The organism is Achromobacter sp. 1L-A-4-B-C2, assembly GCF_057291955.1.
Genome location: NZ_JBXAWP010000001.1, coordinates 16,608 through 42,527 on the forward strand (window position 1 = coordinate 16,608; position 25,920 = coordinate 42,527).

At 64.8% G+C, this 25,920-nt stretch carries 26 protein-coding genes and 1 pseudogene; 17 read left to right on the plus strand and 10 right to left on the minus strand.

Features of this window, described 5'->3' with window-relative positions:
• Positions 1–7 precede the first annotated feature (7 nt).
• From AC0Z35_RS00085 to AC0Z35_RS00100, 4 genes are read left to right on the plus strand one after another with little or no spacing between them, the layout of a single operon-like run.
• Complete coding sequence (locus AC0Z35_RS00085; protein ID WP_319308334.1) at positions 8–1,060, plus strand: ABC transporter ATP-binding protein; 1,053 nt, start codon at positions 8–10, stop codon at positions 1,058–1,060.
• Entirely contained in the window at positions 1,057–1,923 is an 867-nt protein-coding gene (locus AC0Z35_RS00090) for an ABC transporter permease (RefSeq protein WP_120156581.1), read from the plus strand. Before AC0Z35_RS00085 ends, AC0Z35_RS00090 begins: the two co-directional genes overlap by 4 nt.
• A complete protein-coding gene (locus AC0Z35_RS00095) occupies positions 1,920–2,711 on the plus strand; it encodes an ABC transporter permease (RefSeq protein ID WP_485131627.1) in 792 nt (263 codons plus the stop codon). The genes AC0Z35_RS00090 and AC0Z35_RS00095 overlap by 4 nt, the downstream gene beginning before the upstream one ends.
• Positions 2,712–2,762: 51 nt before the next feature.
• Positions 2,763–3,776, plus strand: coding sequence for a proline racemase family protein (locus tag AC0Z35_RS00100; RefSeq protein ID WP_104144506.1), 1,014 nt, complete (start codon positions 2,763–2,765; stop codon positions 3,774–3,776).
• A gap of 88 nt (positions 3,777–3,864) precedes the next feature.
• Here the strand turns inward: AC0Z35_RS00100 and AC0Z35_RS00105 are convergent, their stop codons facing one another.
• The 4 genes from AC0Z35_RS00105 to AC0Z35_RS00120 are packed head-to-tail and all read right to left on the minus strand — an operon-like array spanning position 3,865 to position 8,146.
• Positions 3,865–5,463: a GMC family oxidoreductase gene (locus AC0Z35_RS00105; RefSeq protein ID WP_485131626.1), complete on the minus strand. Its 1,599-nt coding sequence runs from the start codon at positions 5,461–5,463 to the stop codon at positions 3,865–3,867.
• Between the two features lie 48 nt (positions 5,464–5,511).
• Complete coding sequence (locus tag AC0Z35_RS00110) at positions 5,512–6,315, minus strand: shikimate dehydrogenase family protein (RefSeq protein WP_485131625.1); 804 nt, start codon at positions 6,313–6,315, stop codon at positions 5,512–5,514.
• Positions 6,316–6,343: 28 nt separating this feature from the next.
• The gene (locus AC0Z35_RS00115) at positions 6,344–7,330 is read right to left on the minus strand and encodes a transketolase family protein (RefSeq protein ID WP_046806188.1); all 987 of its coding nucleotides are present in this window, start codon (positions 7,328–7,330) and stop codon (positions 6,344–6,346) included.
• On the minus strand, positions 7,331–8,146 hold the full coding sequence (locus AC0Z35_RS00120) for a transketolase (RefSeq protein WP_485131667.1): 816 nt from the start codon (positions 8,144–8,146) through the stop codon (positions 7,331–7,333).
• Positions 8,147–8,313: 167 nt separating this feature from the next.
• On the opposite strand from AC0Z35_RS00120, the gene AC0Z35_RS00125 reads away from it, so the two are divergent.
• Together AC0Z35_RS00125 and AC0Z35_RS00130 are read left to right on the plus strand one after the other, a co-directional pair.
• On the plus strand, positions 8,314–9,018 hold the full coding sequence (locus AC0Z35_RS00125) for a GntR family transcriptional regulator (RefSeq protein WP_046806190.1): 705 nt from the start codon (positions 8,314–8,316) through the stop codon (positions 9,016–9,018).
• Between the two features lie 9 nt (positions 9,019–9,027).
• The gene (locus tag AC0Z35_RS00130; RefSeq protein WP_104144510.1) at positions 9,028–10,098 is read left to right on the plus strand and encodes a glycerol dehydrogenase; all 1,071 of its coding nucleotides are present in this window, start codon (positions 9,028–9,030) and stop codon (positions 10,096–10,098) included.
• Between the two features lie 46 nt (positions 10,099–10,144).
• Here the strand turns inward: AC0Z35_RS00130 and kce are convergent, their stop codons facing one another.
• From kce to AC0Z35_RS00145, 3 genes are read right to left on the minus strand one after another with little or no spacing between them, the layout of a single operon-like run.
• Positions 10,145–11,080 carry a 3,5-dioxohexanoate:acetyl-CoA acetone transferase gene (kce, locus tag AC0Z35_RS00135; RefSeq protein WP_046806192.1) on the minus strand — a complete coding sequence of 312 codons (936 nt, stop codon included), beginning with the start codon at positions 11,078–11,080 and terminating at the stop codon, positions 10,145–10,147.
• Positions 11,073–12,029, minus strand: a complete 957-nt coding sequence (locus AC0Z35_RS00140; protein ID WP_485131624.1) for a 3-hydroxyacyl-CoA dehydrogenase — start codon at positions 12,027–12,029, stop codon at positions 11,073–11,075. Before AC0Z35_RS00140 ends, kce begins: the two co-directional genes overlap by 8 nt.
• Positions 12,029–12,811 (minus strand): SDR family oxidoreductase, encoded by a 783-nt coding sequence (locus tag AC0Z35_RS00145; protein WP_104144512.1) that lies wholly within the window; start codon positions 12,809–12,811, stop codon positions 12,029–12,031. Before AC0Z35_RS00145 ends, AC0Z35_RS00140 begins: the two co-directional genes overlap by 1 nt.
• Positions 12,812–13,142: 331 nt before the next feature.
• On the opposite strand from AC0Z35_RS00145, the gene AC0Z35_RS00150 reads away from it, so the two are divergent.
• The 6 genes from AC0Z35_RS00150 to AC0Z35_RS00175 all read left to right on the plus strand — a co-directional run bounded on the left by AC0Z35_RS00150 (position 13,143) and on the right by AC0Z35_RS00175 (position 19,607).
• Positions 13,143–14,342: an ABC transporter substrate-binding protein gene (locus tag AC0Z35_RS00150; RefSeq protein WP_046806195.1), complete on the plus strand. Its 1,200-nt coding sequence runs from the start codon at positions 13,143–13,145 to the stop codon at positions 14,340–14,342.
• A gap of 121 nt (positions 14,343–14,463) precedes the next feature.
• Complete coding sequence (locus AC0Z35_RS00155) at positions 14,464–15,330, plus strand: branched-chain amino acid ABC transporter permease (protein WP_046806196.1); 867 nt, start codon at positions 14,464–14,466, stop codon at positions 15,328–15,330.
• Positions 15,331–15,352: 22 nt separating this feature from the next.
• The gene (locus AC0Z35_RS00160; RefSeq protein WP_046806197.1) at positions 15,353–17,134 is read left to right on the plus strand and encodes a branched-chain amino acid ABC transporter ATP-binding protein/permease; all 1,782 of its coding nucleotides are present in this window, start codon (positions 15,353–15,355) and stop codon (positions 17,132–17,134) included.
• A complete protein-coding gene (locus AC0Z35_RS00165; protein WP_046806198.1) occupies positions 17,127–17,831 on the plus strand; it encodes an ABC transporter ATP-binding protein in 705 nt (234 codons plus the stop codon). Before AC0Z35_RS00160 ends, AC0Z35_RS00165 begins: the two co-directional genes overlap by 8 nt.
• A gap of 16 nt (positions 17,832–17,847) precedes the next feature.
• On the plus strand, positions 17,848–18,843 hold the full coding sequence (locus AC0Z35_RS00170) for an NAD(P)H-quinone oxidoreductase (RefSeq protein WP_104144513.1): 996 nt from the start codon (positions 17,848–17,850) through the stop codon (positions 18,841–18,843).
• The gene (locus tag AC0Z35_RS00175) at positions 18,840–19,607 is read left to right on the plus strand and encodes an SDR family oxidoreductase (protein WP_485131623.1); all 768 of its coding nucleotides are present in this window, start codon (positions 18,840–18,842) and stop codon (positions 19,605–19,607) included. The genes AC0Z35_RS00170 and AC0Z35_RS00175 overlap by 4 nt, the downstream gene beginning before the upstream one ends.
• A 45-nt stretch (positions 19,608–19,652) precedes the next feature.
• Here the strand turns inward: AC0Z35_RS00175 and AC0Z35_RS00180 are convergent, their stop codons facing one another.
• Entirely contained in the window at positions 19,653–20,315 is a 663-nt protein-coding gene (locus tag AC0Z35_RS00180; protein ID WP_046806201.1) for a thiopurine S-methyltransferase, read from the minus strand.
• Between the two features lie 234 nt (positions 20,316–20,549).
• Here AC0Z35_RS00180 and AC0Z35_RS00185 point away from each other — a divergent pair, with 234 nt between their 5' ends.
• The 5 genes from AC0Z35_RS00185 to AC0Z35_RS00205 all read left to right on the plus strand — a co-directional run bounded on the left by AC0Z35_RS00185 (position 20,550) and on the right by AC0Z35_RS00205 (position 24,237).
• Positions 20,550–21,095: a sigma-70 family RNA polymerase sigma factor gene (locus AC0Z35_RS00185; protein ID WP_046806202.1), complete on the plus strand. Its 546-nt coding sequence runs from the start codon at positions 20,550–20,552 to the stop codon at positions 21,093–21,095.
• On the plus strand, positions 21,092–21,772 hold the full coding sequence (locus AC0Z35_RS00190; RefSeq protein WP_104144516.1) for an anti-sigma factor: 681 nt from the start codon (positions 21,092–21,094) through the stop codon (positions 21,770–21,772). Before AC0Z35_RS00185 ends, AC0Z35_RS00190 begins: the two co-directional genes overlap by 4 nt.
• Positions 21,773–21,859: 87 nt before the next feature.
• The gene (locus AC0Z35_RS00195) at positions 21,860–22,408 is read left to right on the plus strand and encodes a fasciclin domain-containing protein (RefSeq protein WP_046806204.1); all 549 of its coding nucleotides are present in this window, start codon (positions 21,860–21,862) and stop codon (positions 22,406–22,408) included.
• A 273-nt stretch (positions 22,409–22,681) separates the two neighbouring features.
• A complete protein-coding gene (locus AC0Z35_RS00200; protein ID WP_485131622.1) occupies positions 22,682–23,407 on the plus strand; it encodes a tetratricopeptide repeat protein in 726 nt (241 codons plus the stop codon).
• The gene (locus AC0Z35_RS00205) at positions 23,404–24,237 is read left to right on the plus strand and encodes a hypothetical protein (RefSeq protein ID WP_485131621.1); all 834 of its coding nucleotides are present in this window, start codon (positions 23,404–23,406) and stop codon (positions 24,235–24,237) included. Before AC0Z35_RS00200 ends, AC0Z35_RS00205 begins: the two co-directional genes overlap by 4 nt.
• Before the next feature lie 10 nt (positions 24,238–24,247).
• Here AC0Z35_RS00205 and AC0Z35_RS00210 read toward each other — a convergent pair.
• A pseudogene (locus tag AC0Z35_RS00210) lies at positions 24,248–25,000 on the minus strand (YoaK family protein); the annotation flags it as partial.
• Positions 25,001–25,072: 72 nt separating this feature from the next.
• Complete coding sequence (locus AC0Z35_RS00215; protein ID WP_485131620.1) at positions 25,073–25,798, minus strand: lysozyme inhibitor LprI family protein; 726 nt, start codon at positions 25,796–25,798, stop codon at positions 25,073–25,075.
• Positions 25,799–25,920: the final 122 nt, after the last annotated feature.

The window sequence follows — 25,920 nt, forward strand, 5'->3', positions numbered from 1 at the left end:
GTCGACCATGTCTGCTTTGCTTTCCATCGAAGGCGTGTCGATGCGCTTTGGCGCCTACCAGGCGCTGGACCGTATCGACCTGGACATCCAGCAGGGGGAATTCGTGGCCCTGCTGGGGCCCAGCGGTTGCGGCAAGACCACGTTGCTGCGATCGATTGCCGGCTTTCTGACACCGGAATCGGGCCGCATCCTGATCGACGGCCAGGACATCAGCCGCCTGGCCGCGCACCACCGCCCGCTGAATACGGTGTTCCAGAACTACGCGCTGTTTCCGCACATGACCGTGTTGGAGAACGTGGCGTACGGTCCTCGGCGCCAGGGTGCGTCCAAGAAGGACGCGGCGGATCGCGCACGCGCCGCGCTGGATATGGTGGGGCTGGCCGACTTCGGTGCGCGCTATCCGCGTGAAATGTCCGGCGGCCAACAGCAGCGCGTGGCGCTGGCGCGCGCCATTGTGAACCAGCCCAAGCTGCTGTTGCTGGACGAGCCCCTGTCGGCCCTTGACCTGAAGCTGCGCAAGCGCATGCAGCTGGAACTCAAGCATCTGCAAGCCAAGCTGGGCATCGCCTTCATCTTCGTCACGCATGACCAGGAAGAAGCAATGACGATGGCGGACCGCGTCGTCGTGATGCACGCCGGGCGCATTGAGCAGGTGGGCGCGGGCACGGATATCTATCGCCGCCCCGCCACGCGATTCGTGGCGGAATTTATCGGCGACGCGAACTTCATGACGTATACCGCGGCGGACGACGACGCGCTGCGTCTGGATACGCAAGGCGTGCTGGTGCCGCTGGCGGGCCATGCCGCGCCCGCACGCGGCGTGGCGGTGCTGCGTCCGGAAGATCTGCGCCTGGCCGATGGGCAAGACGCGTGCAGGTTGACGGGCGTGGTGGCCGACGTAATCAATGTGGGCAGCCACAGCATGATCCATGTGGATGTGGGCGGGCAGACGGTCGTGGCGCGTCATAGCGGCATCGCGCCGTCGGGCTTGCTGCCCGGCGCGACCGTCAGCCTGTCGTTCGCGCCCGAACAACTGCACCTGATCGGTGAACAGCCATGACGCGCCGCACCTGGCTATCGCCTGGCTTGCTGCTGGCGGCACCCGCGCTGTTCTTCGCGGCGTTCTTCCTGGCGCCGTTGGCCGTGGTTGCGGTGGCCAGCATCACCAGTGCTGCCGCCGGCCCCGACAGCGCGGGCGGCATGACCTTGACCGCGCAGCAGTACCTGCGCGTGCTGGCAGACCAGTACCACTGGGACGTCATCCTGACGACCTTCCGGCTGGCCTTTTTCACCACGATCGTTTGCGTGATCCTGGGCTATCCGCTGGCCTGGTACCTGGTGCGCGTCGTGCGATGGCAGGCGTGGCGGCGTTTTTGCGTGATCCTGCTGGTGGTGCCCTTGTTCACCAGCAACATCGTGCGCGCGTTTGGCTGGATGGTGCTGCTGGGCCGCAACGGGCTGGTGAACCAGGCGCTGGTGGGCGTGGGCGCGGCGGACCGGCCGGTGCGCTTCATCGGTACCGAGACCGGCATCCTGATCGGCATGGTGTACGTGCTGCTGCCCTTCGTGGTGCTGGCGGTGGGCAATGCGCTGGCGCGCGTCGACCCGGCTTGCGAGCACGCCTCGGCCGACCTGGGCGCCAGCCCCGCCGCCACCTTCCTGCACATCACGTGGCCGCTGACGCTGCCGGGTGTGGTGTCCGGCGCCATCATCGTCTTCACGCTGGCGGTCAGCGCGTATGTGACGCCGGCACTGCTGTCGGGTGGACGGATATCGGTCTTGTCCATGTTGATCTTCCAGCAATACAGCTCGGTCTTCGACTTTCATTACGGCGGCGCGCTCAGCATGGTGCTGCTGGTCTTCACCTTGATCCTGGTGGCGCTGGCCAACCGCGCCGCCACCTTGCCGGGAGCCGCGCGATGATCGCCCGCCACCTGATCCGCCTGATCGCGCTGGCTGTGCTTGCCTACCTGGCGCTGCCGCTGGTCGTCATCCTGGGCTCGTCGTTCACGACCACGCCGTACCTGGCGTTTCCGCCGCACGGCTGGACGCTGGACTGGTATCGCACGCTGCTGGTCGAAGCCGGCTACGTGGCGGCATTCACGACCAGCACGGTGCTGGCGCTGGCGGCCACCGTGGTGGCGGTGTTGCTGACGGTGCCGGCCGCGCTGGCGCTGGCGCGCTATGACTTCCCGGGCAAGGCGGCGATGACATCGGTGCTGATGTCGCCGCTGGTGTTGCCGCACATTGTGCTGGGCGCGGCGCTGTTGCAGTACGGCGCGTACTTTGGGTTGACGCGCAGTTTCCTGTCGCTGTTGATCGGGCACATCGTCATCATCGCGCCGTTCGTGTTGCGCTCGACGCTGACGTTGCTCACGCCCGAACAACGCGCGCTGGAAGAGGCGTCGGCCGACTTGGGCGCCAACCCATGGACCACGTTCTTCCTGGTAATGCTGCCGCAGATCCGGCCCGGCATCGTCACGGGTTCCATCTTCGCGTTCATCTCGTCGTGGATCAACGTGGAGCTATCCATCTTCAACACCACGGCGGACCTGAACACCATACCCGTCAAGCTATTCAATTATGTGCAGTACACGATCGATCCGACCATCGCAGCCGTATCGGGCGCCACGATTGTGGTTGCGGTGATCGCTATCGTCATCCTGGATTTGACCGTCGGATTGGACATGCTGTCCGAACGCGGCAAATAGTTTCCCCCATCCGCTTTTCCCCTTCATCCTACTTAGTCTGGAGCCACAGTCATGCGCAAGCAAGACGCGTTCGATGTCATCTATACCCATACCGAAGGCGAGCCCCTGTGCATCGTGCACAGCGGCATCCCCTACCCCGCCGGATCCACCATCCTGGAAAAGCGGGCCTTTCTGGAGCAGAACTACGACTGGTTGCGCCAGGCGCTGATGCGCGAGCCGCGCGGCCACAAGGACATGTTCGGCGTGTTCCTCACGCCGCCGTCCAGCCCGCAATTCGATGCCGGCCTGATCTATATCGACGGCACCGAGTATTCGCACATGTGCGGCCACGGCACCATTGCCGTCAGCATGGCGATGGTGGCCAACGGCCTGGTGGCGCGCGGCAAGGACGGCATCACCAAGATCCGCTTTGAAACCACGGCGGGCCTGGTCGTGTCGGAAGTCGCGTCCGAAGGCGACAACGTGCTGTGGACGCGCTTTGAAAACGTGCCCGCGTACGTGGCCGCGCAGGACATCCCGGTGGAGCTGCCGGGCTACGGCAAGCTGTCGGCCGACATCGTGTGGGGCGGCAATTACTTCGGCATCGTCGACCTGTCGGGCTGCGACCTGCGCATCTCGCCGGACAACGGCACCGAGCTGTCGCGCATGGGCCTGATCGTGCGTGACCAGTTGAACGCGCGCCACCGCATCCAGCATCCGACCGAAGCGCACATCAACAACCTGAACTTCATCACCTTCTGGCACCAGCCCACAATCGAAGGCGCGTTCTACAAGAACGTGCACGTGTTCAGCGCCGGCCAGCTGGACCGCTCGCCCGGCGGCACCGGCACCAGCGCCATGATGGCCATGTTCGAAGCACGCGGAAAGATGGGGCTGAACCAGCCGATCAAGTCCGAAGGCTTGCTGGGCAGCGGCACGTTTGAGGGCTGCTTGTTGGGCGAAGTGGACTTGAACGGCACGCGCGCCGTGCGTCCTACCGTCAAGGGCACGGCCAGCATCCTGGGCACCGCGCGTTGGGTCATTGATCGCAACGACCCGGTCGGCGCGGGCTTCCTGATTCGTTGATCGGGTAATCACCGATCGTCCAGAAACCACAATGCGCGACGGGCTACCCGGCCCGGCGCGCATTGTCTCATCGTGCCGCGGTGCGCGATCACGCCGTGGCGGCGTCTTCCAGAATCAGCTCGGCGCCGCGCTCGGCCACCATCATCACGGCGGCCTGCGTGTTGCCCGACACCATCTTCGGCATCACCGATGCGTCCACCACGCGCAAGCCCGTCACCCCGTTCACGCGCAGGCGCACATCGGTGACGGCGGCGGCGTCCGACCCCATGCGGCAGGTGCCGATGGGGTGATAGATGGTTTGCCCATTGCGGCGCGCGAAGTCCAACCATTGTTCATCGCTTTGCACCGCGTCGCCGGGGCTGAGCTCGGCCTGGATATAGGGCTGCATCGCGGGTTGCCCGACAATGCGCCGTGCAACCTTCATGCCGCCCACCAAGCTGTCGCGGTCAATCTGCGCCGACAGGAAATTCGGGCGAATGGACGGGCCCGCCAAGGGGTCCGCCGACTTGATGTGTATGGTGCCGACCGATTCCGGGCGCAGCTGCGCCACACCGACCGTCATGCCCGGTTGACGGTCCAGGATGCGTTCGGCGGCATTGGCGTAGCTGGCGTGCACAAAGAAAAACTGCACGTCGGCCGTGGGCAAATCGGGCGTGCTTTTCACGAAGCCGTGCACCAGCCCCGTGCCCAGCGTCAGGATGCCGGTGTGGCGGGTGTAATAGCGCGCCACCTGCTGCGCCAGTCGCCAGCCGCGCGACATCTCGTTCAACGTCACCGTGCCCTTCACCCGCCAATTCATGCGGGTGGCGAAGTGGTCGATGTAGTTTTCACCCACTTGCGGCTGCGCATGCACCAGCGCAATGTTGAACGATTGCAGCAAGGCGGGGTTGCCGATGCCGGACAGTTCCAGCAACTGCGGCGACTGCACCGCGCCCAGGCACAGGATGGTTTCGCGGGCGGCGCGCACGGTGTGTTCCTGCCCGTTCTTGCGGTACGTGACACCCACGCAGCGCTTGCCTTCAAACACCAGTCGCGTCACGTGCGCGCCGCATTCGACGCGCAGGTTCTTGCGCCCGGCGGCCGGCCTCAGGTAGCCGTCCACCACGCTCCAGCGGCGGCCACGGTGCTGAAGCACCTGGTAGTGGCCCACGCCTTCTTGCTTGCCGCTGTTGTAGTCAGGGTTCAAGGGCTGGCCGTCTTCTTGCGCGGCGCGCAGGAACGCGTCGGACACGGGAAACCGTTCGGCCACTTCTTCCAAATGCATGGGGCCGTTCTTGCCGCGTGTCTCGCCACCGCGCTCGTAATGCTCGATCTTGCGAAACAGCCGCTCGGCCTGTGCGTAATTCCAGCCGGTTGCGCCCGCGGCTTCCCAGCCGTCGTAATCCCGCGGCTGGCCTCGCACGTAGATCATGCCGTTGATCAAGGTGGAACCGCCCACGCCTTTGCCGCGCGGCACGGCGATGGTGCGGCCATAGACGTTGTCTTCGGGCTCGGTGGCAAAGCGCCAGTTGTAGTCGGGGTTCACCAGTAGCTTGGAAAAACCCGCCGGTATTGAAATCCACATGCTGCGGGCTTCCTGGCCCGCCTCCAGCATCAAGACGCGATGCTTGCCGTCGGCGCTGAGCCGGTTGGCCAGGATGCAGCCCGCCGTGCCGCCGCCCGCAATAATGAAATCGAAATCGCCCATCGTTCTACACCTTGTCCTGATGTCCGCCGCCTGCCTTATTTGGCGGGCTTATTTGGCTGCCGTCACGCCCAGCATTTCGGCCATCAATGCAATCTGGCAGACGAGCATCGGCGCGCCGTAATGCACTTTGCAGCCCTTGGCTTGCGCGGCCAGCAGCAGCGCGGTGTCTTTCGGCTGCATGATGACTTCGCACACAAGCTGCTTGGGCGTCAGGCGCTCGGTATCGAGCGGCAGCGCGTCGCCTTCCTTCATGCCCAGCGACGTGCCGTTGACCACCACATCATGGCCCGAAGGGTCGGGCGTACCCACGGCGATGTTCGCGTCGGGATGCAGCGACAGGATGCGCGCCTTCAGGTCCTCGGCCTTGGCCGGGGTGCGGTTGGCGATGGTCAACCGCGACACGCCGGCCTGCACCAAGGCAAAGCCGATGGCATTGGCCGCGCCGCCCGCGCCCGCCAGGTAGGCGCTTTTGCCGCGCAGGTCCACGCCCGCGGTTTGCAGTCCGCGCACAAAGCCTTCGCCATCCAGCATGTGCGCGGTGAGCTTGCCGTCGGCATCGCGGCGCACCACGTTGGCGGCGCCGATCTTGCGCGCCACCGGCGTCACGTCATCCACCAGGTCCAGGATGGCGGTCTTGTGCGGCATCGTCACGATGACGCCGCCCAGGTTCTCCAGCCGGCGCAAGCCTTCGACCACGGCGGCCAGATTATCGGGACGGGTGTGAAACGGCACGCAAACGCCGTCGTAGCCCAGCTGCGCGAACAGTTCGTTCATGCGCTGCGGCGTTTTCACGTGATGGATCGGGTCGGCCAGGATGCCGAACAGGCGGGTGTTGCCGGTGATTTCCTTCATGGGTTCTCCAGATTCAAAAGCGGTAGATTCAGGATGCGATGACTTCGCGGGCGACGGCGCCGATACCGGCCGCGTCCAGCTGGTAATGCGCGTAGAGCGTCGTGGGCGGCGCGATCAGGCTGTATTCGTCGTAGATGCCGTGGCGGCGCAGGCGCGTGCCGGTGCCGGCGTCGGCCAACACTTCGGCAACGGCAGACCCCAGGCCGCCCAGCACATTGTGCTCTTCCACCGTCATCATGCGGCGGGCCTGGCCGGCGGCGGCCAGCACCGCATCGCGGTCCAGCGGCTTGATGGTCGGCATGTCGATCACGCCCACGGACAAGCCATCCGCACGCAATTGCTCGGCGGCGGCCAGTGCGGCGTGCAGCGTGATGCCGCAGGCAATGATGTTCAAGTCAGAGCCGGTGGAATGCACGATGGCGCGGCCGAATTCAAACGGCGTGCCGTCTTCATACACCTGCGGATCGCGGCCGCGCCCGATGCGAAAGTAGATCGGCTCGGGCCAGTTGACCGATGCCTTGATAGCGGCGGCCAGCTGCGGGCCGTCGGCGGGCGACACGACCGTCAGGCCGGCCAGGGCACGCATCGTCGAGATGTCTTCGGTGGCGTGGTGCGACGTGCCATAAAACCCCAGGCTGATGCCGGTGTGATGGCCGATCAGGCGCACGGGCAGCTTCGTGTACGCAACGTCCATGCGAATTTGTTCGCAGCACAGCAAGCCAAGGAAAGACGCAAAGGTGGCCACGAACGGCATCATGCCGGTGGTGGCCAGGCCGGCGGCGGCCGACACCATGTTCTGCTCTGAAATGCCGAACTGGATGTAGCGGTCGGGATAGGCGGTGGCGAAGCGGTTCAGGCCGTTGGAGTATTGCAGATCGGCCGAGCCGGCGACCACCGGATGCCCGGCCTGAGCCAATTCAATCAGCGCATCGGATAGGTACGACAGCCCGGGGTTCACCGCGTTCAGCGCGCGGTACTGCCAGGAGTCGGGGGATAGGACTTGTGCCTGTGCCATTCAGATCTCGCGGGAAAGAATTTCGTCGACAGCGCTTTGCGCGTCTTGCGGCGCCAGGTAGCCCAGATGCCACCCCGGCTCGGTTTCCATGTAGGACACGCCCTTGCCCTTGATCGTCTTGGCGATCACGCAGGCGGGCTTGTCGCGCGTGTCGTCCGCGCGCAGGCGGCGCAGCAGCGCGGTCAGGTCGCGCAGGTTATGGCCGTCAACCTCCTGCACCTCCCAGCCAAACGCCAGCCACTTTTCCCGCAGCGATTCCACGCCCATCACGTCGTCTACCTTGCCGTCCAGCTGGTAGCCGTTGCGGTCAATGATGGCGACCAGGCGCGACAGCCGGTGGTGGGCGGCGAACAGCGCGGCTTCCCAGACCTGGCCTTCCTGCATTTCGCCATCGCCCAGCATCACGAAGACGTTGAAGTCGCGCCGGCTCATGCGGCCACCCATCGCCATGCCGACGCCGTTGGACAGCGCGTGCCCGATCGAACCGGAACTGAAATCGACGCCGGGGACTTTGCTCATGTCGGGGTGGTCGCCCAGCGGGCTGCCCAGGCGCGTATAGCCGTCCAGCAACGCGCGGTCGATGAAGCCGTGATCGGCCAGCACCGGAAACAGCCCGACGGCGGCGTGGCCCTTGCCCATCAGGAAGCGGTCGCGATCGGGCCAATGCGGCTCGCCCGGACGCAGCCGCATCACGTCGTAGTAGAGCGACGCAAAGATCTCGGCGCACGAAAAGACCGAGCTGTAATGCCCGACCTTGGCAATTTCAATCAATCTGATTGTCTCGAGCCGGATGTAGCGGGCCTTTTCCCGCAGCATCGCAACTTCCCCCTCGGTGGGGGCCTCCTGGTGCTGGCGCATGGCGCGTCCTTTCTACGTTAGGATATATGATATATAATATACCCATTGTGCTCGGATTGGCTATGGCGGGCTAGAATTCATCCCGGATTCACCCGTTCCCCCTAATACAGCAAGCCCGAAACGTCATGCCCAGCCTTAAACCGGTAAAGAAAGAGAACCTGTCCGTCAGGGTCTACAACGAAATCCGCAATGCCCTCATCAACGGGCAGTACGAACCCGGCGAACGCCTGATCATCGGCGAACTGGCTCAAGAGATGGGCGTGTCGATCACGCCCGTACGCGAAGCCATCTTCCGGCTCATCAGCGAACAGGGCTTGGAAATGCAGGCGGCCACGGCCGTCTACGTGCCTTATGTGAATTCGGAAAAGTTGCGGGAAATCCAGCAGATCCGTTTCCACCTGGAAGGCATGGGCGCGGCCGAGGCCGCGCAGAACATCACGCGCAAGCAGCTGGACAACCTGATCGCCCTGCAAAAGGATTTCATCTCCTGCACGTCGACCGATCCGAAGCGCGCCAGCTACCTGAACCGCAAGTTCCACTTCGCCATCCTGGAAGCCAGCAACAAGCCCATCTTGCGCAGCACCGTCGAATCGTTCTGGGTCATTACCGGGCCGATCCTCAAGGTGTTCCACGTCAAGACTGCCGGGCTGGACTATTCCGAAAACGAACACCGCCACGAAGCCGTGCTGGAAGCGCTTGAAGCGCGCGATTCCGAAGCCGCGCGCAGCGCCATCCAGGCCGACCTGGTCTGGGGCGGCAAGATCATGATCGATTGGTTGGTCGAACGCGAAAAAGAGCTCGACTACCGCCCTCCCGTGCCACGCAAATAGGAAGACTTCATGCTGAAGATTTTTGGCGCGCCCAGCCGCTACATACAAGGCGCGGGCGCATTGGACACCCTGGGCCAGACCGCCACCTTGTTCGGACGCCGCGCGGCACTGGTCATCGACAGCTATGTCCATGGCGTACTGGGTCCAAGAATCGAAAGCCTGTGCGCCGGGCACGACGTTGCGGTGACACCGCTGATCGTCGACGGCGACCTGACGCCCGAGCTGATCGACGCCCTGCGCGCGCAAGCCGCGCAGGCAGGCATCGACATGGTGATCGCCGTGGGCGGGGGCAAGTCGCTGGATGCGGGCAAGGCGGTGGCCAAGTCTTCGCACTGCCATCTGATCACGGTGCCGACGGTGGCTTCCAACGATGCGCCCACCAGCAAGAACTACGTGCTCTACGACGCGCATCACAACCTCCTAGCCGTTGAGCACATGCTGTTCAACCCCACCATCGTGCTGGTCGACACCGCCATCATTGCCACCGCGCCCGTGCATTTTTTCCGCGCCGGTCTGGGCGACGCCGTGTCCAAGAAATTCGAAGCGGAACAATGCCAGCGCAACGGCGGCAAGAACATGTACGACGGCGCGCCGCTGCTGACGGCGCAACTGATTGCGGACGGCTGCCTGCGCACGCTGCTGGCCGACGGCGTGGACGCCGTGGCCGCGGCCGGCACCGGCCAGCCCACGCCTGCATTCGAGCGCGTGGTGGAAGCGATGATCCTCATGAGCGGTCTCGGTTTTGAAAGCGGCGGCCTGTCCATTGCCCACGCGTTGACGCGCGGCCTGCCCAAGATCGGCGGCGTGGCCACCGCGCTGCATGGCCTGCAAGTGGCGGTCGGCCTGCTGGTGCAGCTGGATCTTGAACAACGCAACGACGGCATGCTGGCGGACCTGACCCAGTGGTACGCGCAGGTCGGCCTGCCCACCACCCTGCGCGAGCTGGGCGCGGCCGACATGCCCAGCGATGCAGACCTGACGCTGGCGGCCGAGCTGAGCCTGAAGGCCCGCCACGCCGCCAACTTCGATCATCCGCTGGACGTCGCCACGCTGGCGGACGCGCTGCGCCGCCACGCCTAGTCACGCCCCACGCAGCGCGGCCGGCCAGGCCCGCCGCGCTTGCCGATCAGAACGCCACGTTGTCCCGCCCTTTCAGCCCCAGCTTGGCGCGCGCTTCGTCGGGCGTGGCCACTTCCAGGTTCAGCGCTTCGACAATGGTGCGAATGCGCTCGACCTGTGAGCGGTTCGATTCGGCCAGCTGGCCCGGCCCGATCCACAACGAATCTTCCAGCCCGACCCGCACGTTCGATCCCATTGCCGCGCCGATGGTGGCCAGCGGCATCTGATTGCGGCCGGCACCCAGGATGGACCATTCATAGTCGTTGCCAAACAAGCGGTCGGCGGTGCGCTTCATGTGCATCAGGTCTTCCGGGTGCGGGCCAATGCCGCCCAGAATGCCGAACACCGACTGGATGAAAGGCGGCGATTTGACCAGCCCGCGGTCAACGAAATGCGCCAGGTTGTACAGGTGGCTGATGTCGTAGCACTCGAATTCAAAGCGCGTGCCGTTGGCGTTGCCCAGCGTCAGGATCGATTCAATGTCCTGGTACGTGTTGCGGAAGATCAGCGACCGGCTGTTCTCAAGATGCTCGCGTTCCCAATCGTGCTTCAGGTCCTTGAAGCGGTCCAGCATCGGGAACAGGCCGAAGTTCATCGACCCCATGTTCAGCGACGCCAGCTCCGGCTTGAACGTCGTGGCCGGGCGCATGCGTTCTTCGACGGTCATGTGCGGGCTGCCGCCGGTCGTGATGTTGATGATGGCGTCGGTCTCGTTCTTGATGCGTTCCAGGAACGGCTTGAACAGCGCCGGGTCTTGCGACGGCTTGCCCGTTTCGGGGTCGCGCGCATGCAGGTGCAGCACCGCTGCGCCGGCCTTGGCCGCGCCGATGGCCGCTTCGGCGATCTCATCCGCCGTGACCGGCAGGTGCGGCGACATGCTGGGCGTGTGGATGGCGCCCGTCACGGCGCAAGTGATGACGACTTTCTGTTTGGGCTTAGCCATTGTTGTCTCCGTCCTGTTGTTTGTGGCGCATCAAGCGCATCAGTTTTTCGTCGCGCCAGAAGCGGCGCTTGGCAAGGTCTGGTTCCGGCAGCAAGCGGCGGCGCTCGTCGGCCAGCGCTTGCACCAGCGGCGCGTCCCATGCCACGCATTCGGTTTGGTCCGCGCCTATGGACTGGTACAGCCCGCCATAGCGCGCGCAGTAATCCGCAATGCCGCCGGGCGCATTCAGGTCGATGGTTTCAAACGGCCCCATGAACGACCAGCGCAGGCCCAGGCCGTCCTTGACGGTGGTATCGATGTCCTCGGCGCTGGCGATGCCCTCTTTCGCCAGACGGAAGGCCTCGTGCAACAAGGCGCCTTGCAGGCGGTTCAAGATGAAGCCTTCGATTTCCCGACGCAGCCGCACGGGCTTCTGACCGATGGCGGTCATGATGCGGCTTGCCGCCTCCAGCGCATCCGGACTGGTCCACGGCGCTGGGCAAAGTTCCACAACCGGAATCAGATACGGCGGGTTGACGGGGTGCGCTACCAGGCAGCGATGGCGCCCTGGCAAGTGCTCGGTGAACTGGCTGGCCGGAATGCTGGACGTGGAACTGCCGATCACCGCGTCGGGCTCGGCGGCCGCATCCAGCTCGGTGAACAGAGCCCGCTTGATGTCGACCTTCTCGGGCGAGTTTTCCTGGATGTAGCACGCGCCCTTGACCGCATCGGCCAGGCTGTCGGCAACGTGCACGCGCTGGATGATGGCGTCGGCGTCGGTCAACAAGCCTTGCGCTTGCAACTCCTGCAACTGTTGCAGGATCAGCGTGCGGGCCTCGGCCAGCATGGCGGCATTCACGTCATGAAGACGCACCTGCCAGCCCATGCGCGCAAATACGATGGCCCAGCCCTGGCCGATCAGGCCGGTGCCGATGATGGCGGCAACGGGGGCCGCGGAATCGGCGTCCATCAGTAGAGCTTCTGCGTGAAGCCGTCCACCACGATGGCCTGGCCCGTCACGCTGCGGGCAGCCTCGCTGGCGTTGAACAACACCATGTTGGCGATGTCGCGCGCAGTGACCATGCGGCCCAGCACCGCCTGGTTTTCGTACTGCGCGGCAATTTCCTCAACCGGCCGCCCCAGCGTGTCGGCCTTCGCGGCGATCACGGCGCGGATGCGCGGGCCTTCCACGGCGCCCGGCAGGATGGCGTTGACGCGGATGCCGTGCGGGCCAAGCTCAATCGCCAGCGACTTGGTGAACCCGATCACGGCCCACTTGGACGCCGAATACACCGAGCGCCCGGCAAAGCCCAGGTGACCGGCAGCGGACGAAAGGTTGATCATCACGCCCGCCTTGGACTGCTTCAAATGGGGGATGGCCTGGCGCGCGCAAAGAAACTGGCCGGTGATGTTCACGGCCAGCGTGCGGTCCCAGTCGGCCTTGGACAAGGTTTCGACATAGCCTGTGGGGCCGGCAACGCCCGCGTTGTTGATCAGGATGTCCAGCCCGCCCAATTTTTCCTTGACGGCGGCAAACAGCGCGCCCACGCTATCTTCGTCGGACACGTCGGCCACCATGGCCTGCACGCCCGGCAGCTCGGACGGGATGGCGGCCACTCTGGTTTCGTTCACGTCGCAGACGAAAACCGTGGCGCCGGCGTGGTGGAAAACCTTGGCCATCTCCAAACCCAGACCATCCGCGCCCGCGGTGATCAGCACCTTTTTGCCAGCGAAATCGACTTCCTCGAACATGCTGTTGTCTCCTGGTTTTTATGGGAAAGCTTGCGTTTGATCATATACGATATATGACAAAGCGCGGAAATTTCCCCGCTTTCCGGGTTACCCCGCGCCAGGGGGCCGGCCCCTTTCGCCCGGCGGAATATTGCGGTTAATTTCCTGCGTCATCGGCCGCTAAGGCTTTATTCATGCGGCTTTAGGGAATTCCCCGATTCGGCTTGCTGCGGCCCCCACTAGAATCCAAGGCGGGGTTTTTGTACCTGACCGGCGCATATATCATATATTTAAAAAAGACGGACAGCACTCAAGACAGTCCGCATCCCATACCGACAAAGGAGCGTAGACAGTGTTCAAGTTCAATAAAATTATTTTGGCGCTGGGCGTGTGTGGCGCACTGGCAAGCGGCACCGCAGCGGCCGACATGAAAGTGGGCGCCCTCTTCCCGTTCAGCGGTGCGCTCGCGCTCCTGGGTCAAGAGAGCTATCGCGGTCTGGAGCTGGCCGTCAACGAGATCAACGCCGCCGGCGGCGTCAACGGAGAGAAGATCGAAATCATCAAGGCGGACGCCGTGGACCCGACGCAGGCCGTGTCGGAAACCAAGCGCCTGATTTCGGCCAACGTGGTGGGCGTGTTCGGCAGCTACGCATCGGGCATCTCGTACGCGGCCTCGCCCGTGACGGAACTGGCCGGCGTGCCGTACTTTGAACTGGGCGCCACCGCCCACAAGATCACCACGCGCGGCTACAAGTACCTGTTCCGCAGCAACCCGAACACGGCGCTGTACGGCGTGTCGGTCGTCAACGCGCTGCATGACACCATTGCCCCGGGCATGGGGCTGAACCCCAAGGACATCAAGATCGGCATCATCCACGAAGACGGGCCTTATGGCACCGACGTGGCGGCCACCGAGAAAAAGCGCGCGCAGGAACTGGGCTACACCGTGGCCGAAGTGCTGCCGTATTCCGCCAAGACCGTTGACCTGTCGTCGTTGATCCTGCGCCTGAAGGGCGCCAAGGTCGACGTCGTGCTGCAAACGGCCTACCAGAACGACGCCATCCTGTACTTCAGCCAGGCACGCGCCGCGGGCTTCAAGCCCAAGGTCGTGATCGGCGCGGGCGGCGGCTATTCGCTGGCCGATACGGCCAAGGCCGTGGGCGCCGACATGAACGGCGTGTTCGACCTGGACTTTCCCCAGTCGTCCATCAACCCGGCCGGCGCGCCGGGCCTGGACAAGTTCCTGCAAGCCTACAAAGCCACCTACAAGAGCGACCCGCAGTCGGGCCACAGCCTGACAAACTACGTGGGCGCCAAGGCTTTCTTTGAAGCCATCGGCAACGCCAAGTCCACCGACAAGGACAAGATTCGCGCCGCCGTCATGGCCTACAAAAAGCCGGCCGGCCAAACGGCTAACGGTTGGGCGTTCGACTTCGGCGAAGACGGCCAGAACAACGCCTCCACGTTCTACGTCATGCAGTGGCAAGACGGCAAGCTCGTCACCATTGCGCCCAGCAACCTCGCACTTGGCAAGCCCGTCTTCAAGAAGTAAGCGCGACGCCAGTGATCAGGCGCTCGGGGGCGCCTGATGTTTCCCGGGACACGCGCGCCCCGGCGCGGCCGCCAATGCAGCAGCCGCGCCGGGGCCGCATCCCGCTCTAAGAGGTTGCACCATGGATATCTTCATTCAACTGGTCATCAATGGCCTGTTGCTGGGCGGCGCATACACCATCATCAGCCTGGGGCTGACACTGATTTTCGGCGTCGTGCGTGTCGTGAACTTCGCGCACGGCGAGTTCCTGATGATCGGCATGTATCTGGTTTATCTGATTGCCGCGCAATTCGGCGTCCACCCGTATGTGGGGCTGGTTCCCGTTGCGGTGATCCTGTTCGCGCTGGGTGCGCTGACGCAAAAAGGCATCATCCAGCCGTTGCTCAATGCCGACCAGCACATTCAGATTTTCGCCACGGTGGGCGTGTCCACCATCTTGCTGAACCTGGCGCTGGTGATCTTCGGCGCCAACGTGTATCGCGCGCCGGTGGAGCTGGGCACGAACGCCATCGACGTGGGCAACTTCTCGATGGTGACCGGGCAGCTCATCACCTTCGTGATCGGCATCAGCCTGGCCGTGTTGCTGCACCTGTTCATGCATCGCACCTACCTGGGCCGCGCGCTGCGCGCCGTGGCCCAGCATCGCTATGCCGCCACGCTGATGGGCGTGAACGTGAACAACGTCTACGCCATCGCCTTCGGCCTGGGCACCGCGTTCGTCGGCATCGCGGCCGGCCTGCTGGCGCCGCAGTATCCGGTGTTTCCGACGGTGGGCACGTACTTCGTGCTGACCGCCTTCGTGATCGTGGTGCTGGGCGGACTGGGCAGCCTGTATGGCGCCGTGGCCGGCTCCATGATCATCGGCATCGTCGATACGCTGGCCGGTTATTACATCGCCCCCGACCTGAAAGAGGTCGTGTATTTCGGGATCTTCCTCTTGATCCTTGTCCTGCGACCGAACGGCCTGTTCGGCGTTGGCACAGAGTGATCAGAGCCACAAGGAGCGAGACGTGTTTCCCGACTTTCGAAGCCCCAAAGCCTACGTCAGCCTGATTTTGCTGATCGTGATGTTCCTCGTGCCCGCCGTCATGGGCACGCCTTTCTGGACCAACCTTTTTGTCTTGCTGTTCGTCTTCGCCTCGCTGTCCGTGGCGTGGAATATCGTCGGCGGCTACGCCGGCCAGTTGTCGCTGGGCCATGCCGTGTTCTACGGCATCGGCGGCTACACCGCCACGCTGCTGACGCAGAACTTCGGCATTTCGCCGTGGATCGGCATGCTGGCGGGCGCGGCCATCTCGGCCGCCGTCGCCATCCTGATCAGCTATCCCACGTTGCGGCTGCGCGGGCCCTTCTTCGCGCTGGCCACCATCGCCATCCTGGAGGTGGTACGGCTGCTGGTCATCCACGAGGAAAGCTGGACGGGCGGTTCCAGCGGCATCAGCCTGCCGCTCAATATCGGCTGGGCGTGGATCGTGTTCCGCGAAAAGATGAACTACGTGATCATCGCGTTCGGCCTGTTCCTGTTCGTGACGTGGGTGTCGTGGGCGATACGCAAGTCGCGCATCGGCCACTACCTGATCGCGATCCGCGAACGCGAGGACGCCGCGCTGGCCGTGGGCATCCATACCGTGCGCGTCAAGATCATCGCGGCCGTCGTCTCGGCCATGCTGACCAGCATCATCGGCACGTTCCACATCACCTACCTGACCTTCGTGGATCCCAGTTCCGCGTTCTCGCTGGAGCTGTCGATCCAGGTGGCCATGTTTGCGCTGATCGGCGGTCTGGGCACGGTGGCCGGGCCGATTGCCGGCACGTTCCTGGTGCTGCCCATCGCCGAGCTGGCGCGCGGCTGGCTGTCCAGCGTGGGCAACGGCATGCACGGGCTGATCTACGGCCTGATCCTGGTGGCCGTGGTGCTGACGATTCCGCGTGGGCTGGCGGGCGCCTTCGGACCCGCCATTGAACGCGGGCTGGCGCGCTTGCCGTATCTGGGCACGCCGCGCAAGAAGCCGAAGCTGGCCGACGAACTGCGGCTGCGCGCCGCGACCCGATCCGACCAGCCGGTCTTGAAGGCGGACAAGCTGTTCAAGAGTTTCGGCGGGCTGCGCGCCACCAACGACGTGTCGCTGACGCTGAACCAGAACGAAATCCTGGGCATGATCGGGCCGAACGGCGCGGGCAAGACCACGGTGTTCAATCTGCTGTCGGGCTTTCTGTCGCCGGACAAGGGCGATATTTCGATGCTGGACGCCGACGGCAACTGGGTCACCTGCAAGACGCCGGACGAGTTCGCGCACAAGGGCCTGGGCCGCACGTTCCAGATCGCCAAGCCGTTCACCGGCCTGACGGTGCTTGAGAACATCATGCTGGGCGCGTTCATCCGCACCTCCAACCGTGACGAAGCGGAGCAGATCGCGCTGAAAGTCGCGGAACAGACGGACCTGCTCAAGTACCTCAACACCGAGGCGCGCAGCCTGACGGTGGGCGGCATGAAGCGGCTGGAAATCGCCCGCGCGCTGGCGATCAAGCCGCGCATCCTGCTGCTGGATGAGGTGATGGCGGGGCTGAACCCGACCGACATCGAGAAGTCGATCCAGATGATCCGGCGCATCCGCGATTCGGGCGTGTCGGTGCTGCTGATCGAACACATGATGCAAGCCACGATGGCGCTGTCCGACCGCATCATCGTCCTGAACGAAGGCGCCGTGCTGGTCAGCGGCGCACCGAAGGACGTGGTCGAGAACCCCGCCGTCATCGAGGCGTATTTGGGCAAGGAGTACCAGGATGCTTAAGGTGTCGAATCTGTCGTCGGGCTATGGCAAGAGCCAGGTGCTCAACGGCCTGAACTTCGAAGTGAATGCCGGCGAAATCGTGACGCTTATCGGCGCGAACGGCGCGGGCAAGACCACCACGCTCAAGACGCTGTGCGGCGTCATTCCGGCCATGCAGGGCAAGGTTGAATTCGAAGGGCAGGACCTGACCAACCGCAACCCGTACGACATCGTGGATGCGGGCATCACGATGATTCCCGAAGGCCGCCAGCTGTTTCCGCACTTCACGGTCAAAGACAATCTGCTGATGGGTTCGTACAAGCGCGCGGCGCGCCCCATCGTGGCCCGCAAGCTGGACGAAGTGCTGCGCATTTTCCCGCGCGTCAAAGAACGCCTGTCGCAGTACGCCGGGTCGCTGTCGGGCGGTGAACAGCAGATGGTGGCGATTGCCCGCGGCATGATGGCGGACCCCAAGCTGCTGGTGTTCGACGAGCCTTCGCTGGGCTTGTCGCCGCTGCTGGTGCAGCAGATGTTCGACATCATCCGCAACGTGACGTCGCATGGCGTGACGGTGCTGCTGGTCGAGCAAAACGTGTTCCGCACGCTGCGGCTTGCCGATCGGGGCTACGTGCTGGAAAACGGCGCCATCGTGCGCACCGGCACCGGCGCCGAGCTGCTTAGCGACCCCCATGTCAAAAAGGCCTATCTGGGCCACTGAACTCCAGGATTCCCCTATGTCCCTACGCTGCACATTCATCGACCATGGCAAGGGCGGCGCGCCCGATTGCATGCAGGTCGCCCAACGCGACATGGAAGAGCCCACCGGCCGCCAGGTGCTGATTGAAGTGGCCTACGCCGGGGTCAACCGCCCCGACGTGCTGCAACGCTCGGGCTCGTATCCGCCGCCACCGGGCGCATCCCCCTACCTGGGGCTGGAAGTGTCCGGCACCATCATCGGCATCGGTCCCGATGTCACCGCTTGGAAGGTGGGCGACGCCGTCTGCGCGCTGACGCCCGGCGGCGGCTATGCCCAGTATTGCCTGGCCGACGAGCGCCACTGCCTGCCCGTGCCGCGCGGGCTGGACATGCTGACCGCCGCCGCCATTCCCGAAAACTACTTCACCGTCTGGACCAATGTGTTCGACCGCGCCCGCCTGTCCGCCGGCGAGAAGTTCCTGGTGCACGGCGGCTCAAGTGGCATCGGACTGACGGCCATTCAGCTGGCCCGCGCGTTCGGCGCGCAGGTCTGGACCACCGTGGGCAACCGGGCCAAGGCGGACGCCTGCGTGAAGGCCGGCGCGCATCACGCGCTGCTGTACCGCGACACCGACTTCGAAACCGCCGTGCGCGACGCCACCCAGGGCACGGGCGTGGACGTCATCCTGGACATGGTGGGCGGGTCGTACATCAACAAGAACATCCGGCTGCTGGCGGTGAACGGCCGACTGGTGCAGATCGCCTTCCTGGAAGGCAGCAAGGCCGAGATCGACGCCCTGCCCATCATGACCAAGCGCCTGCAATTCACCGGGTCGACGCTGCGCCCGCGTTCCGATGAGGACAAGGGCGCCATTGCCCGGTCCCTGGCGGAAAAGGTGGTGCCGTTGATGGAACAAGGGCAATGCCTGCCGCTGATCCATGAGGTCTTCCCGCTGGCCGACGCCCACCGCGCGCATGCCTTGATGGAAAGCAGCCGGCACATCGGCAAGATCATGTTGAAGGTGCAGGCATGAGCGGACGCTTTGATGGCCAGGTCGCCATCGTGACAGGCGCCGTGGGCGGCATCGGTTCGGCCATCGTCGGAGGTTTTGTGGCCGAAGGCGGCCGCGTCGGGCTGATCGATTTCAATGCCCAGGCTGGACAGGCCTATGAAAAGGTCCTGCAAAAACGCGGCCACGACGTCGCCTTCGTGCCCGCCGACGTCGCGCACTTCGACCAGTGCCAGGCGGCCTACGATCGCATCACCGCCGAACTGGGCGCGGCAACCATCCTGGTGAACAATGTCGGCATTTCGCCCAAGACGGACGGGCGCGCGTTGAAGGTCTGGGAAATGCCGCCCGGCGAATGGGACAAGGTGGTGTCCGTCAACCTGAACAGCGTGTTCTACATGACGCGCCTGGCCACCCCGCACATGGTCCAGCAGCGCCAGGGTCGCGTGATCAACATGTCGTCGGTGGCGGGCAAGGCGTATTGCGACATCGTGGCGGCGCACTACGCGGCCACCAAGGCGGGGCTGCTTGGGCTGACCCGGCATTGGGCTGCCGAGCTGGGTGAATTCAACGTGACGGTGAACGGGCTGGCGCCGGGCCGCATCAGCACGCCGCTGCTGAAAAGCGTGCCGCAGGAAATCAACGACGCCGTGGCGCGGGTGACGGCGCTACGGCGTCTGGGCACCCCCGAGGAAGTGGCCGACGCCTGCCTGTTTTTTGCGTCCGACCAGGCGCGGTTCGTGACCGGCCAGGTGCTGGATGTGGCGGGCGGCTGGCTGATGACCTGAGCCTGCAAGCCGGTAGGCACGCCGCGCCGCCGCCCGCACTGCGGATCAGGCGCCTTGCACGCCCAGTCGGTACACCACCGTGTCCAGCCGGCTGACGCCCGCCCCTTGGAACTTGGGTTCTTTGTCGAGGATGTCGCGGCGGTCGATGATGACCGCCGGCGCCACGCCCGCGAAGATGGCTTGCACTTCACTGTCGAGCACCGCGAACGGCGGCCCCGCCATTTCTTCTTGCGGATAGTCCAGCGTAATCAGCAAGCCCCGGGCAATGGGCGATAGCTGCCCGTATACGTGGCGCACGTAGTCGCCGCGCATGTCCTCGGGCAAGGCCACCAGCGCCGCGCGGTCGTACGCGCCCACGCAGTGCGACAGCAGCTGGGAATCCAGCTTGAAGATGTCGCCGCGGATGATTTCAATATTGCCCGCCACGTAGTGCGTGCCGTAGACGGATTCATGCGTGACCGGGCGCAACTCGTTTTCGCTGAAGAACTGTTCCACCGCCAACTGCGACAGTTCCACGCCCAGCACGGTGTGCCCCTGCGCCGCCAGCCAGACCATGTCCAGCGACTTGCCGCATAGCGGCACCAAAACCCGACCCCCCTTCGGTACGGCCAACGTGGGCCAGTACTTCTGCAAGAGCGGCGTAATCCGGGTTTGATGAAAGTGCGTGCGCCCTTCGCGCCAGCGTTCCAACCAGAATTCTGCGTCCATGTCCTGTCTGCTCCTCCTGTGTTTCGATTGCAAGCTATACGCTTTTTGCCGGGCCGGCCGGGGCCCGGGACGGCGGCGCGCCCGGCGTACCGGGCCACCTGCGGCGCGCGCGCTGACGCGCGATCCGGTGCCGGGCATTGTAGTGCCGGGATAAATAAGTGACGCCAACACAGTGACGCCGGCGTCACAGGCCGGTATGCTCTGCACCAGCATGCCCTTCCCCCTTAGGAACCGATGCCCGACGCTCAACACCTTCAGACCCTGCTTGGCCAGTGCGCGGAAAAACGCGAATCCGCCCTGGCGGAGGTCTATCGCCTTGCGTCCCCGCATCTGTTTGCGCTGGCCAGACGTATGTTGAGGGACCAGGCCGCCGCGGAAGACGTGCTGCAAGAGTGTTTCGTATCGATCTGGCGCCAGGCCGGCCAGTATCAGGCCACGCAAAGCCAGCCGATGACGTGGATGACTCGCATCGTTCGCAATCGCTGCATCGACCGCCTTCGTCGGCCCGATGTGGTGGTGCCGGACCCGGACGACACGTTGACCCTGGCCATGGCCGATGACAGTCCGGGTCCGCTGGCGCGTCTGCAAAGCAACCAGGAAGGCCGTCGGCTGGCTGATTGCATGGGCGAACTGGAAGGGCCGCAACGCGTTGCCATCGCCATGGCGTTTTTTGACGACCTGGCGCATCCCGACATCGCGGCGCGCCTGGACACGCCGCTGGGAACGATAAAGAGCTGGATACGCCGGGGCTTGCAACGGCTGAAAAGGTGCTTGGAATGAACTACCGCCACCCCGAATTGCAGGATCGCCTGGCCGCCGATTACGTGCTGGGCGGTTTGCGCGCGGGTGCGCGGCAACGCTTCATCACACTGATGCGCGACGACGCCGGCCTGCGCCGCGCCGTGGCCGAATGGGAAGACCGCCTGCTGCCCTTGGCATTGGCCTTGCCGCCCGAAACCCCGCCCGCGCATGTCTGGAAAGCCATTGCCGCGCGCATCGCGCCGGCCCCCGCCGCCGCCCGCACGTCCGCGCCACCGCGTGCCCTGTCCTGGTGGCGCGCCGTGTCCGCGGGCCTGGCCACCGCCGTGGTGGTACTGGCCTTCCTGATGCTCAAGCCGCCCACCGAGCCCGTCCAGGTCCGCACCGTTGCCGTGTTGTCGAACGACAAGGTGCCCGGCGCCATGGTCGTGAACACCCTGCCGGACAACCGTCTGGCCGTGCAGCCCATGCAGGACTTGGTCGCGCTGGCGGATGGCCGCGCGCTGGAGCTGTGGGCCATTTCGCCGGGGCAGGCGCCGCGCTCGCTGGGCGTGGTGCTACCCGGCCAGACCACGGTGCTGGCTCCCAGCCAGCTGCCGCAACAGGGTGACACCGTTGCCATTACGCTGGAACCGGACGGCGGCGCCCCCAATGGCATCCCGACCGGCCCGGTCGTGCTTAGCGGCAAGGTCATCTGATCAGGGTTTGTCCCAGGAAGAATTCGCGCATCCAATCGAAGGCCAGCCCCGTATCTCCTCATGACGGCCACACAAAAGGAGATCGTCATGAAATTGCTAGCCCAGATTGCCATCGCTACCTCTGCCCTGACCATGTCGCCCACGTTCGCGGCGGACGTCGTGGTGGGCGGCCAGGCGATGATGCCCACCAAGAACATCGTCGCCAACGCGGTCAATTCCGCGGACCACACGACGCTGGTGGCTGCGGTGAAGGCGGCGGGTTTGGTCGATACGTTGCAGGGCAAGGGCCCGTTCACGGTGTTCGCGCCCACCAACGCCGCCTTCGGCAAGCTGCCCGCCGGTACGGTTGACACGCTGGTCAAGCCTGAAAACAAGGCCACGCTGACCAAAATCCTGACTTACCACGTGGTGCCCGGCAAGCTGGACTTCGACGCGCTGGCGGCCAAGATCAAGAAGGGCGGCGGCAAGACGGAACTGACAACGGCCAGCGGCGGCAAGCTCTGGGTGATGATGAACGGCAAGCACAACCTGACCCTGAAGGACGAAAAGGGCGGTATGTCGACCATCAGCACGTACGACGTCTATCAGTCCAACGGCGTGATCCATGTCGTGGACACGGTACTGATGCCCAACTGATTGGGAGCCGGCCCTGCGGGGCCGTGGTTCCAGGCCCGGCCCAAGCGCCGGGCTTTTTTGCGTTCGGCATTTTTGCGTTCGGCTTGCCCGTGGCGCGTTTTGCAGCGCAATGTGGGCGTGCTGTTGGCTTGCTCTTGGCTTACTGTTGTTTGCTGTTGGCGCGATGCTGACTTTTTCAGCCTCTCTTTTTTTACCGCGCGCCGCGCTTCCGGTATCGTAGGCGTCCAACACCCCGCCCCGCTTGCCCAACCGCTTCAGGAACCGCCGACCGCCATGCTTGCGCCCCTACGCCGCCGTTTGCTTGCCTGCTTACTGGGATCGGCGCTTGCCTCCCTGGCCTTGCCCCCCGCCCACGCACAAGGCGCCGCACAGCTGGACCACGCGTACCAAGCCGAGCTGCGCGCCGAAAACGAAGCGTTGCATGCGCGCGTCCAGCAACTGCCGCCCGCCATGCAGACGCTGAACTCGCGGATATCCGCCGCGCTGCGAGCCAACGACCCGCAAGAGGCGCAGCGCGTGGCCGAAGAGATGGCCAAGCAGGATCCGCGCAACGCCGACGTCAGGCTGTTCCTGGGAAAGCTGCAAGCGCAGCAAGGCAACCTGCCCGCCGCCCAGGATCTGTTTGACGAAGCCATCAAGCTGAATCCGGACGACAAATGGGCGTACGTCAACAAAGCCGGCGCCCAGGCGCAACGCAAAGACCTGCCCAACGCCCTGGCTACCGCGCAAGCGCTGACCAGCCGTTTCCCGGACTGGAGCATCGGCTACAACCTTCAGGCCGCGTTGCTGGACAGCATGGACCGCCAGGCCGACGCGCTGGAAGCCTACCAAAAGGCCGTGCGCGCCAAACCCGCCAGCGCGCTGATTCTGTCCAACCAGGGTAATTTGCTGCGGCGCCTGGGCCGGCAGACCGACGCGCGCTTGTCTTATGAAGACGCCTTGCGAATCCAGCCCGGTTACCCACTGGCCCAGTCCGCGCTGGACGAGCTGCGCAAATGAGCGGACGCGCCATGATGACGCGTCGCCAGCTGCTGGCGGGGCCGGGCCGGGGTCTGGGTCTGGGGCTGGGTTTAAGGCTGAGTCTGGGTCTAAGGCTGGGCCTGGGCGGGCTGCTGCTGGCGCCGCTACGCGCACTGGCCGCCATCGACCGCAAGCCCATCATTCGGCAAGTCTTCGCCACGCCGATCGAAGCCATTCCGATCACGGCCCAGCACGCAGCGCTGATACGTTTGCTGCGCGTGCAATGGATGCCGATCGAATCCGGCGCGCCGGGCATCGATTTTGAACAGCCGCTGCTCGGTGGCCCGGACGCGCTGGCGGCCGCTCGCCGCGCACTGAAAACGTCGGACGATGCGCTGGTCATCCAACGCCTGGCCGAAGTGTGCCGCGTGGTGCCGGGCTTTGTGACGTCGGCGGGCAAACTCGCCCCGGGCCGTTACACGGTGCCGGCCGAGATGAAAGACACATTCGACTTCCCGCAAAGCGGCGTGGACGCGCAAGGCGGCTTCACGTTGCGCGCCGAACATCTGACAGTGTTGCGCGCTGCGGTGTGGCGCGAGGCCGGCCCGCAAGAGCTGCAAGCCGTGCTGCGCGAAGGCGATCGTTTCTGGCCGATGCCCATGATCGACGGCAAGCGGCCCTATGGCGACGCCAGTTTTTACCAGATCGACATGGCTCGCCTGCTGGGTGAGCCGTATCCCCTGAACGCCCGGGGCACCGCCATCACCGAAGCGGCCAAAGACGCCCGCCTGAAGAATCTGCATTACGAAACCCTGGCCGCGCTGCAAGTGTTTCTGGGCCACGCCGTCGTGCGCAAGGCCAAGCGGTGATGCGCTACACGCGCCGCATCAGGCTGCGCAGGTCGTCCCCGATCGGCACGGCGGCCAACAAGGTCAGCAGCAGCGCCAGGGGCCAGGTCGACCCGAAGCCAAAGTGGAAGAACGAGTACGCGCCCGTCACGCCGCCTACAAAAAACAGCGTGACCATCAGGCTCAGCACGATCAGCTTGCCGCGGTCAGCGCGCACCGGCGGCGTGTGCTGGGCATCGCTTTTCGCCACGTTCCAGTAAAACAGCTTGCCCAGTTCGATACCGATGTCGGTCACCATGCCCGTGACGTGCGTGGTGCGGATTTCAGAGCGCGACACCTTGGTGATCATCGCGTTTTGCAGGCCCATGATGTAGCACAGCAGCATCACGGTGCCCGGTACATAGAACCAGCGCAGCGTTTCCAGGTTAGCGCCCAGCAAGCCGAACAGCAGCAGCAACACGGCTTCCACCAGCAGCGGCAAGGCGTATTCGCTAGCCAGATGGGACCGCCGCCCGAAGTTGATCAGGAACGCGGAGCTGGCCGCGCCCGCCAGAAACGACAGCAACGCCGCCATGCCCTGCAACACCACCACGATGCCGCCCAGCGCCATGTGGTCCGCCATCATCGAGACAATGCCGGACATGTGCGAGGTGTACTGCTGGACGGCCAGAAACCCGCCCGCGTTTACCGCGCCGGCGGTAAAGGTCAGAAAATAGGCAAGGTGCCTGTTGGCTTGCGGGCTGCGGCTGACCGCCGTCAGCCGGCGCAAATACGGAATGGCCACGCGATTCCCTTCAAACGAAGAGCGTGCCTACGGCAACGCGACACACATTCTAGTCGGCGTCCACGGGCCGGCCTAGGGTTGGCGCACGGGGAAGTAGACGCCACCCAACGCGCCGTTCATGCCGCAGTACGGCGGGCCGCCCGCCGCCTTGTCCTTGGCCGGCGGGGTATCGACCACGACAAGCGCCGCGCCCTTGCGCGACAGTGTCAGCGTCCAGCCGCCGGGGTCGTCCGCCTCGACCACCAGCGTGTCTCCCTTGACCGTCGCCACGCCACTGGCGTCGCACAACCAGCGCGCATTCTGCGGCTGCGCGGCCTGGGCCTCGACCATCAGCTTGCCATCGGCCTGACGGACGATCGTGATGCCACCAGCCAGGTTGTCCCAGCTGCCTTCAAAACCCTGGCGTGGCGTCAGCACCAACGACGCAAGAAAAGCGTCGCGGTATTTCAGGCGGTCGGACAAGCTTTCGACGCGCTCGGCGGCGCTGCCGGGCTCGGCATAGTCTTCGTTGCGCACGCCGACAAAGTAGCGCTGGTCTTGCGTCAGCGCGCGGGCGGTGTCGGCGTCGAACGCCTTCTTGGCCTCGGCAAAGCGGCGCGCGATGCTGGCGTCTTGCGTGGCCAGGGCATCGCTGGCGCAGATGGCGCGGTCTACGTCGGCCGTGGCCTTGGCGCAGTCAAACGAGGGCTGCGGCGCGGCGCCCGCAGGCGCGACCATTGCCAGGGCGGTGACGGCCAGCGCAGCCAACCACGGCTTGACCGTCGGGGAAGGCACGCTGGCGAGAAAGCGATGTGTCATGGGAGGTCTTCAAGGCGGGGACGGAACGCGAAGATTCTACTCGCGCCGCCCCCGTTTCGCGCAGCTCTCGGTCGCACTCCGAACCGCCCAATGACCTGGGCGCGCCTGCGCCGCGGGTGGCC

Excerpts from the sequence above, each read along its gene's own strand:
- AC0Z35_RS00115 (WP_046806188.1), bottom strand. The coding sequence starts at position 7,330 with ATGGCACAGGCACAAGTCCTATCCCCCGACTCCTGGCAGTACCGCGCG.
- kce (WP_046806192.1), bottom strand. The coding sequence starts at position 11,080 with ATGGCTAAGCCCAAACAGAAAGTCGTCATCACTTGCGCCGTGACGGGC.
- AC0Z35_RS00205 (WP_485131621.1), top strand. The coding sequence starts at position 23,404 with ATGAGCGGACGCGCCATGATGACGCGTCGCCAGCTGCTGGCGGGGCCG.
- AC0Z35_RS00085 (WP_319308334.1), top strand. The coding sequence starts at position 8 with ATGTCTGCTTTGCTTTCCATCGAAGGCGTGTCGATGCGCTTTGGCGCC.
- AC0Z35_RS00185 (WP_046806202.1), top strand. The coding sequence starts at position 20,550 with ATGCCCGACGCTCAACACCTTCAGACCCTGCTTGGCCAGTGCGCGGAA.
- AC0Z35_RS00090 (WP_120156581.1), top strand. The coding sequence starts at position 1,057 with ATGACGCGCCGCACCTGGCTATCGCCTGGCTTGCTGCTGGCGGCACCC.
- AC0Z35_RS00200 (WP_485131622.1), top strand. The coding sequence starts at position 22,682 with ATGCTTGCGCCCCTACGCCGCCGTTTGCTTGCCTGCTTACTGGGATCG.
- AC0Z35_RS00120 (WP_485131667.1), bottom strand. The coding sequence starts at position 8,146 with ATGCTGCGGGAAAAGGCCCGCTACATCCGGCTCGAGACAATCAGATTG.
- AC0Z35_RS00180 (WP_046806201.1), bottom strand. The coding sequence starts at position 20,315 with ATGGACGCAGAATTCTGGTTGGAACGCTGGCGCGAAGGGCGCACGCAC.
- AC0Z35_RS00145 (WP_104144512.1), bottom strand. The coding sequence starts at position 12,811 with ATGTTCGAGGAAGTCGATTTCGCTGGCAAAAAGGTGCTGATCACCGCG.
- AC0Z35_RS00190 (WP_104144516.1), top strand. The coding sequence starts at position 21,092 with ATGAACTACCGCCACCCCGAATTGCAGGATCGCCTGGCCGCCGATTAC.
- AC0Z35_RS00130 (WP_104144510.1), top strand. The coding sequence starts at position 9,028 with ATGCTGAAGATTTTTGGCGCGCCCAGCCGCTACATACAAGGCGCGGGC.
- AC0Z35_RS00215 (WP_485131620.1), bottom strand. The coding sequence starts at position 25,798 with ATGACACATCGCTTTCTCGCCAGCGTGCCTTCCCCGACGGTCAAGCCG.
- AC0Z35_RS00110 (WP_485131625.1), bottom strand. The coding sequence starts at position 6,315 with ATGAAGGAAATCACCGGCAACACCCGCCTGTTCGGCATCCTGGCCGAC.
- AC0Z35_RS00100 (WP_104144506.1), top strand. The coding sequence starts at position 2,763 with ATGCGCAAGCAAGACGCGTTCGATGTCATCTATACCCATACCGAAGGC.
- AC0Z35_RS00165 (WP_046806198.1), top strand. The coding sequence starts at position 17,127 with ATGCTTAAGGTGTCGAATCTGTCGTCGGGCTATGGCAAGAGCCAGGTG.
- AC0Z35_RS00170 (WP_104144513.1), top strand. The coding sequence starts at position 17,848 with ATGTCCCTACGCTGCACATTCATCGACCATGGCAAGGGCGGCGCGCCC.
- AC0Z35_RS00095 (WP_485131627.1), top strand. The coding sequence starts at position 1,920 with ATGATCGCCCGCCACCTGATCCGCCTGATCGCGCTGGCTGTGCTTGCC.
- AC0Z35_RS00140 (WP_485131624.1), bottom strand. The coding sequence starts at position 12,029 with ATGGACGCCGATTCCGCGGCCCCCGTTGCCGCCATCATCGGCACCGGC.
- AC0Z35_RS00105 (WP_485131626.1), bottom strand. The coding sequence starts at position 5,463 with ATGGGCGATTTCGATTTCATTATTGCGGGCGGCGGCACGGCGGGCTGC.
- AC0Z35_RS00155 (WP_046806196.1), top strand. The coding sequence starts at position 14,464 with ATGGATATCTTCATTCAACTGGTCATCAATGGCCTGTTGCTGGGCGGC.
- AC0Z35_RS00195 (WP_046806204.1), top strand. The coding sequence starts at position 21,860 with ATGAAATTGCTAGCCCAGATTGCCATCGCTACCTCTGCCCTGACCATG.
- AC0Z35_RS00125 (WP_046806190.1), top strand. The coding sequence starts at position 8,314 with ATGCCCAGCCTTAAACCGGTAAAGAAAGAGAACCTGTCCGTCAGGGTC.
- AC0Z35_RS00175 (WP_485131623.1), top strand. The coding sequence starts at position 18,840 with ATGAGCGGACGCTTTGATGGCCAGGTCGCCATCGTGACAGGCGCCGTG.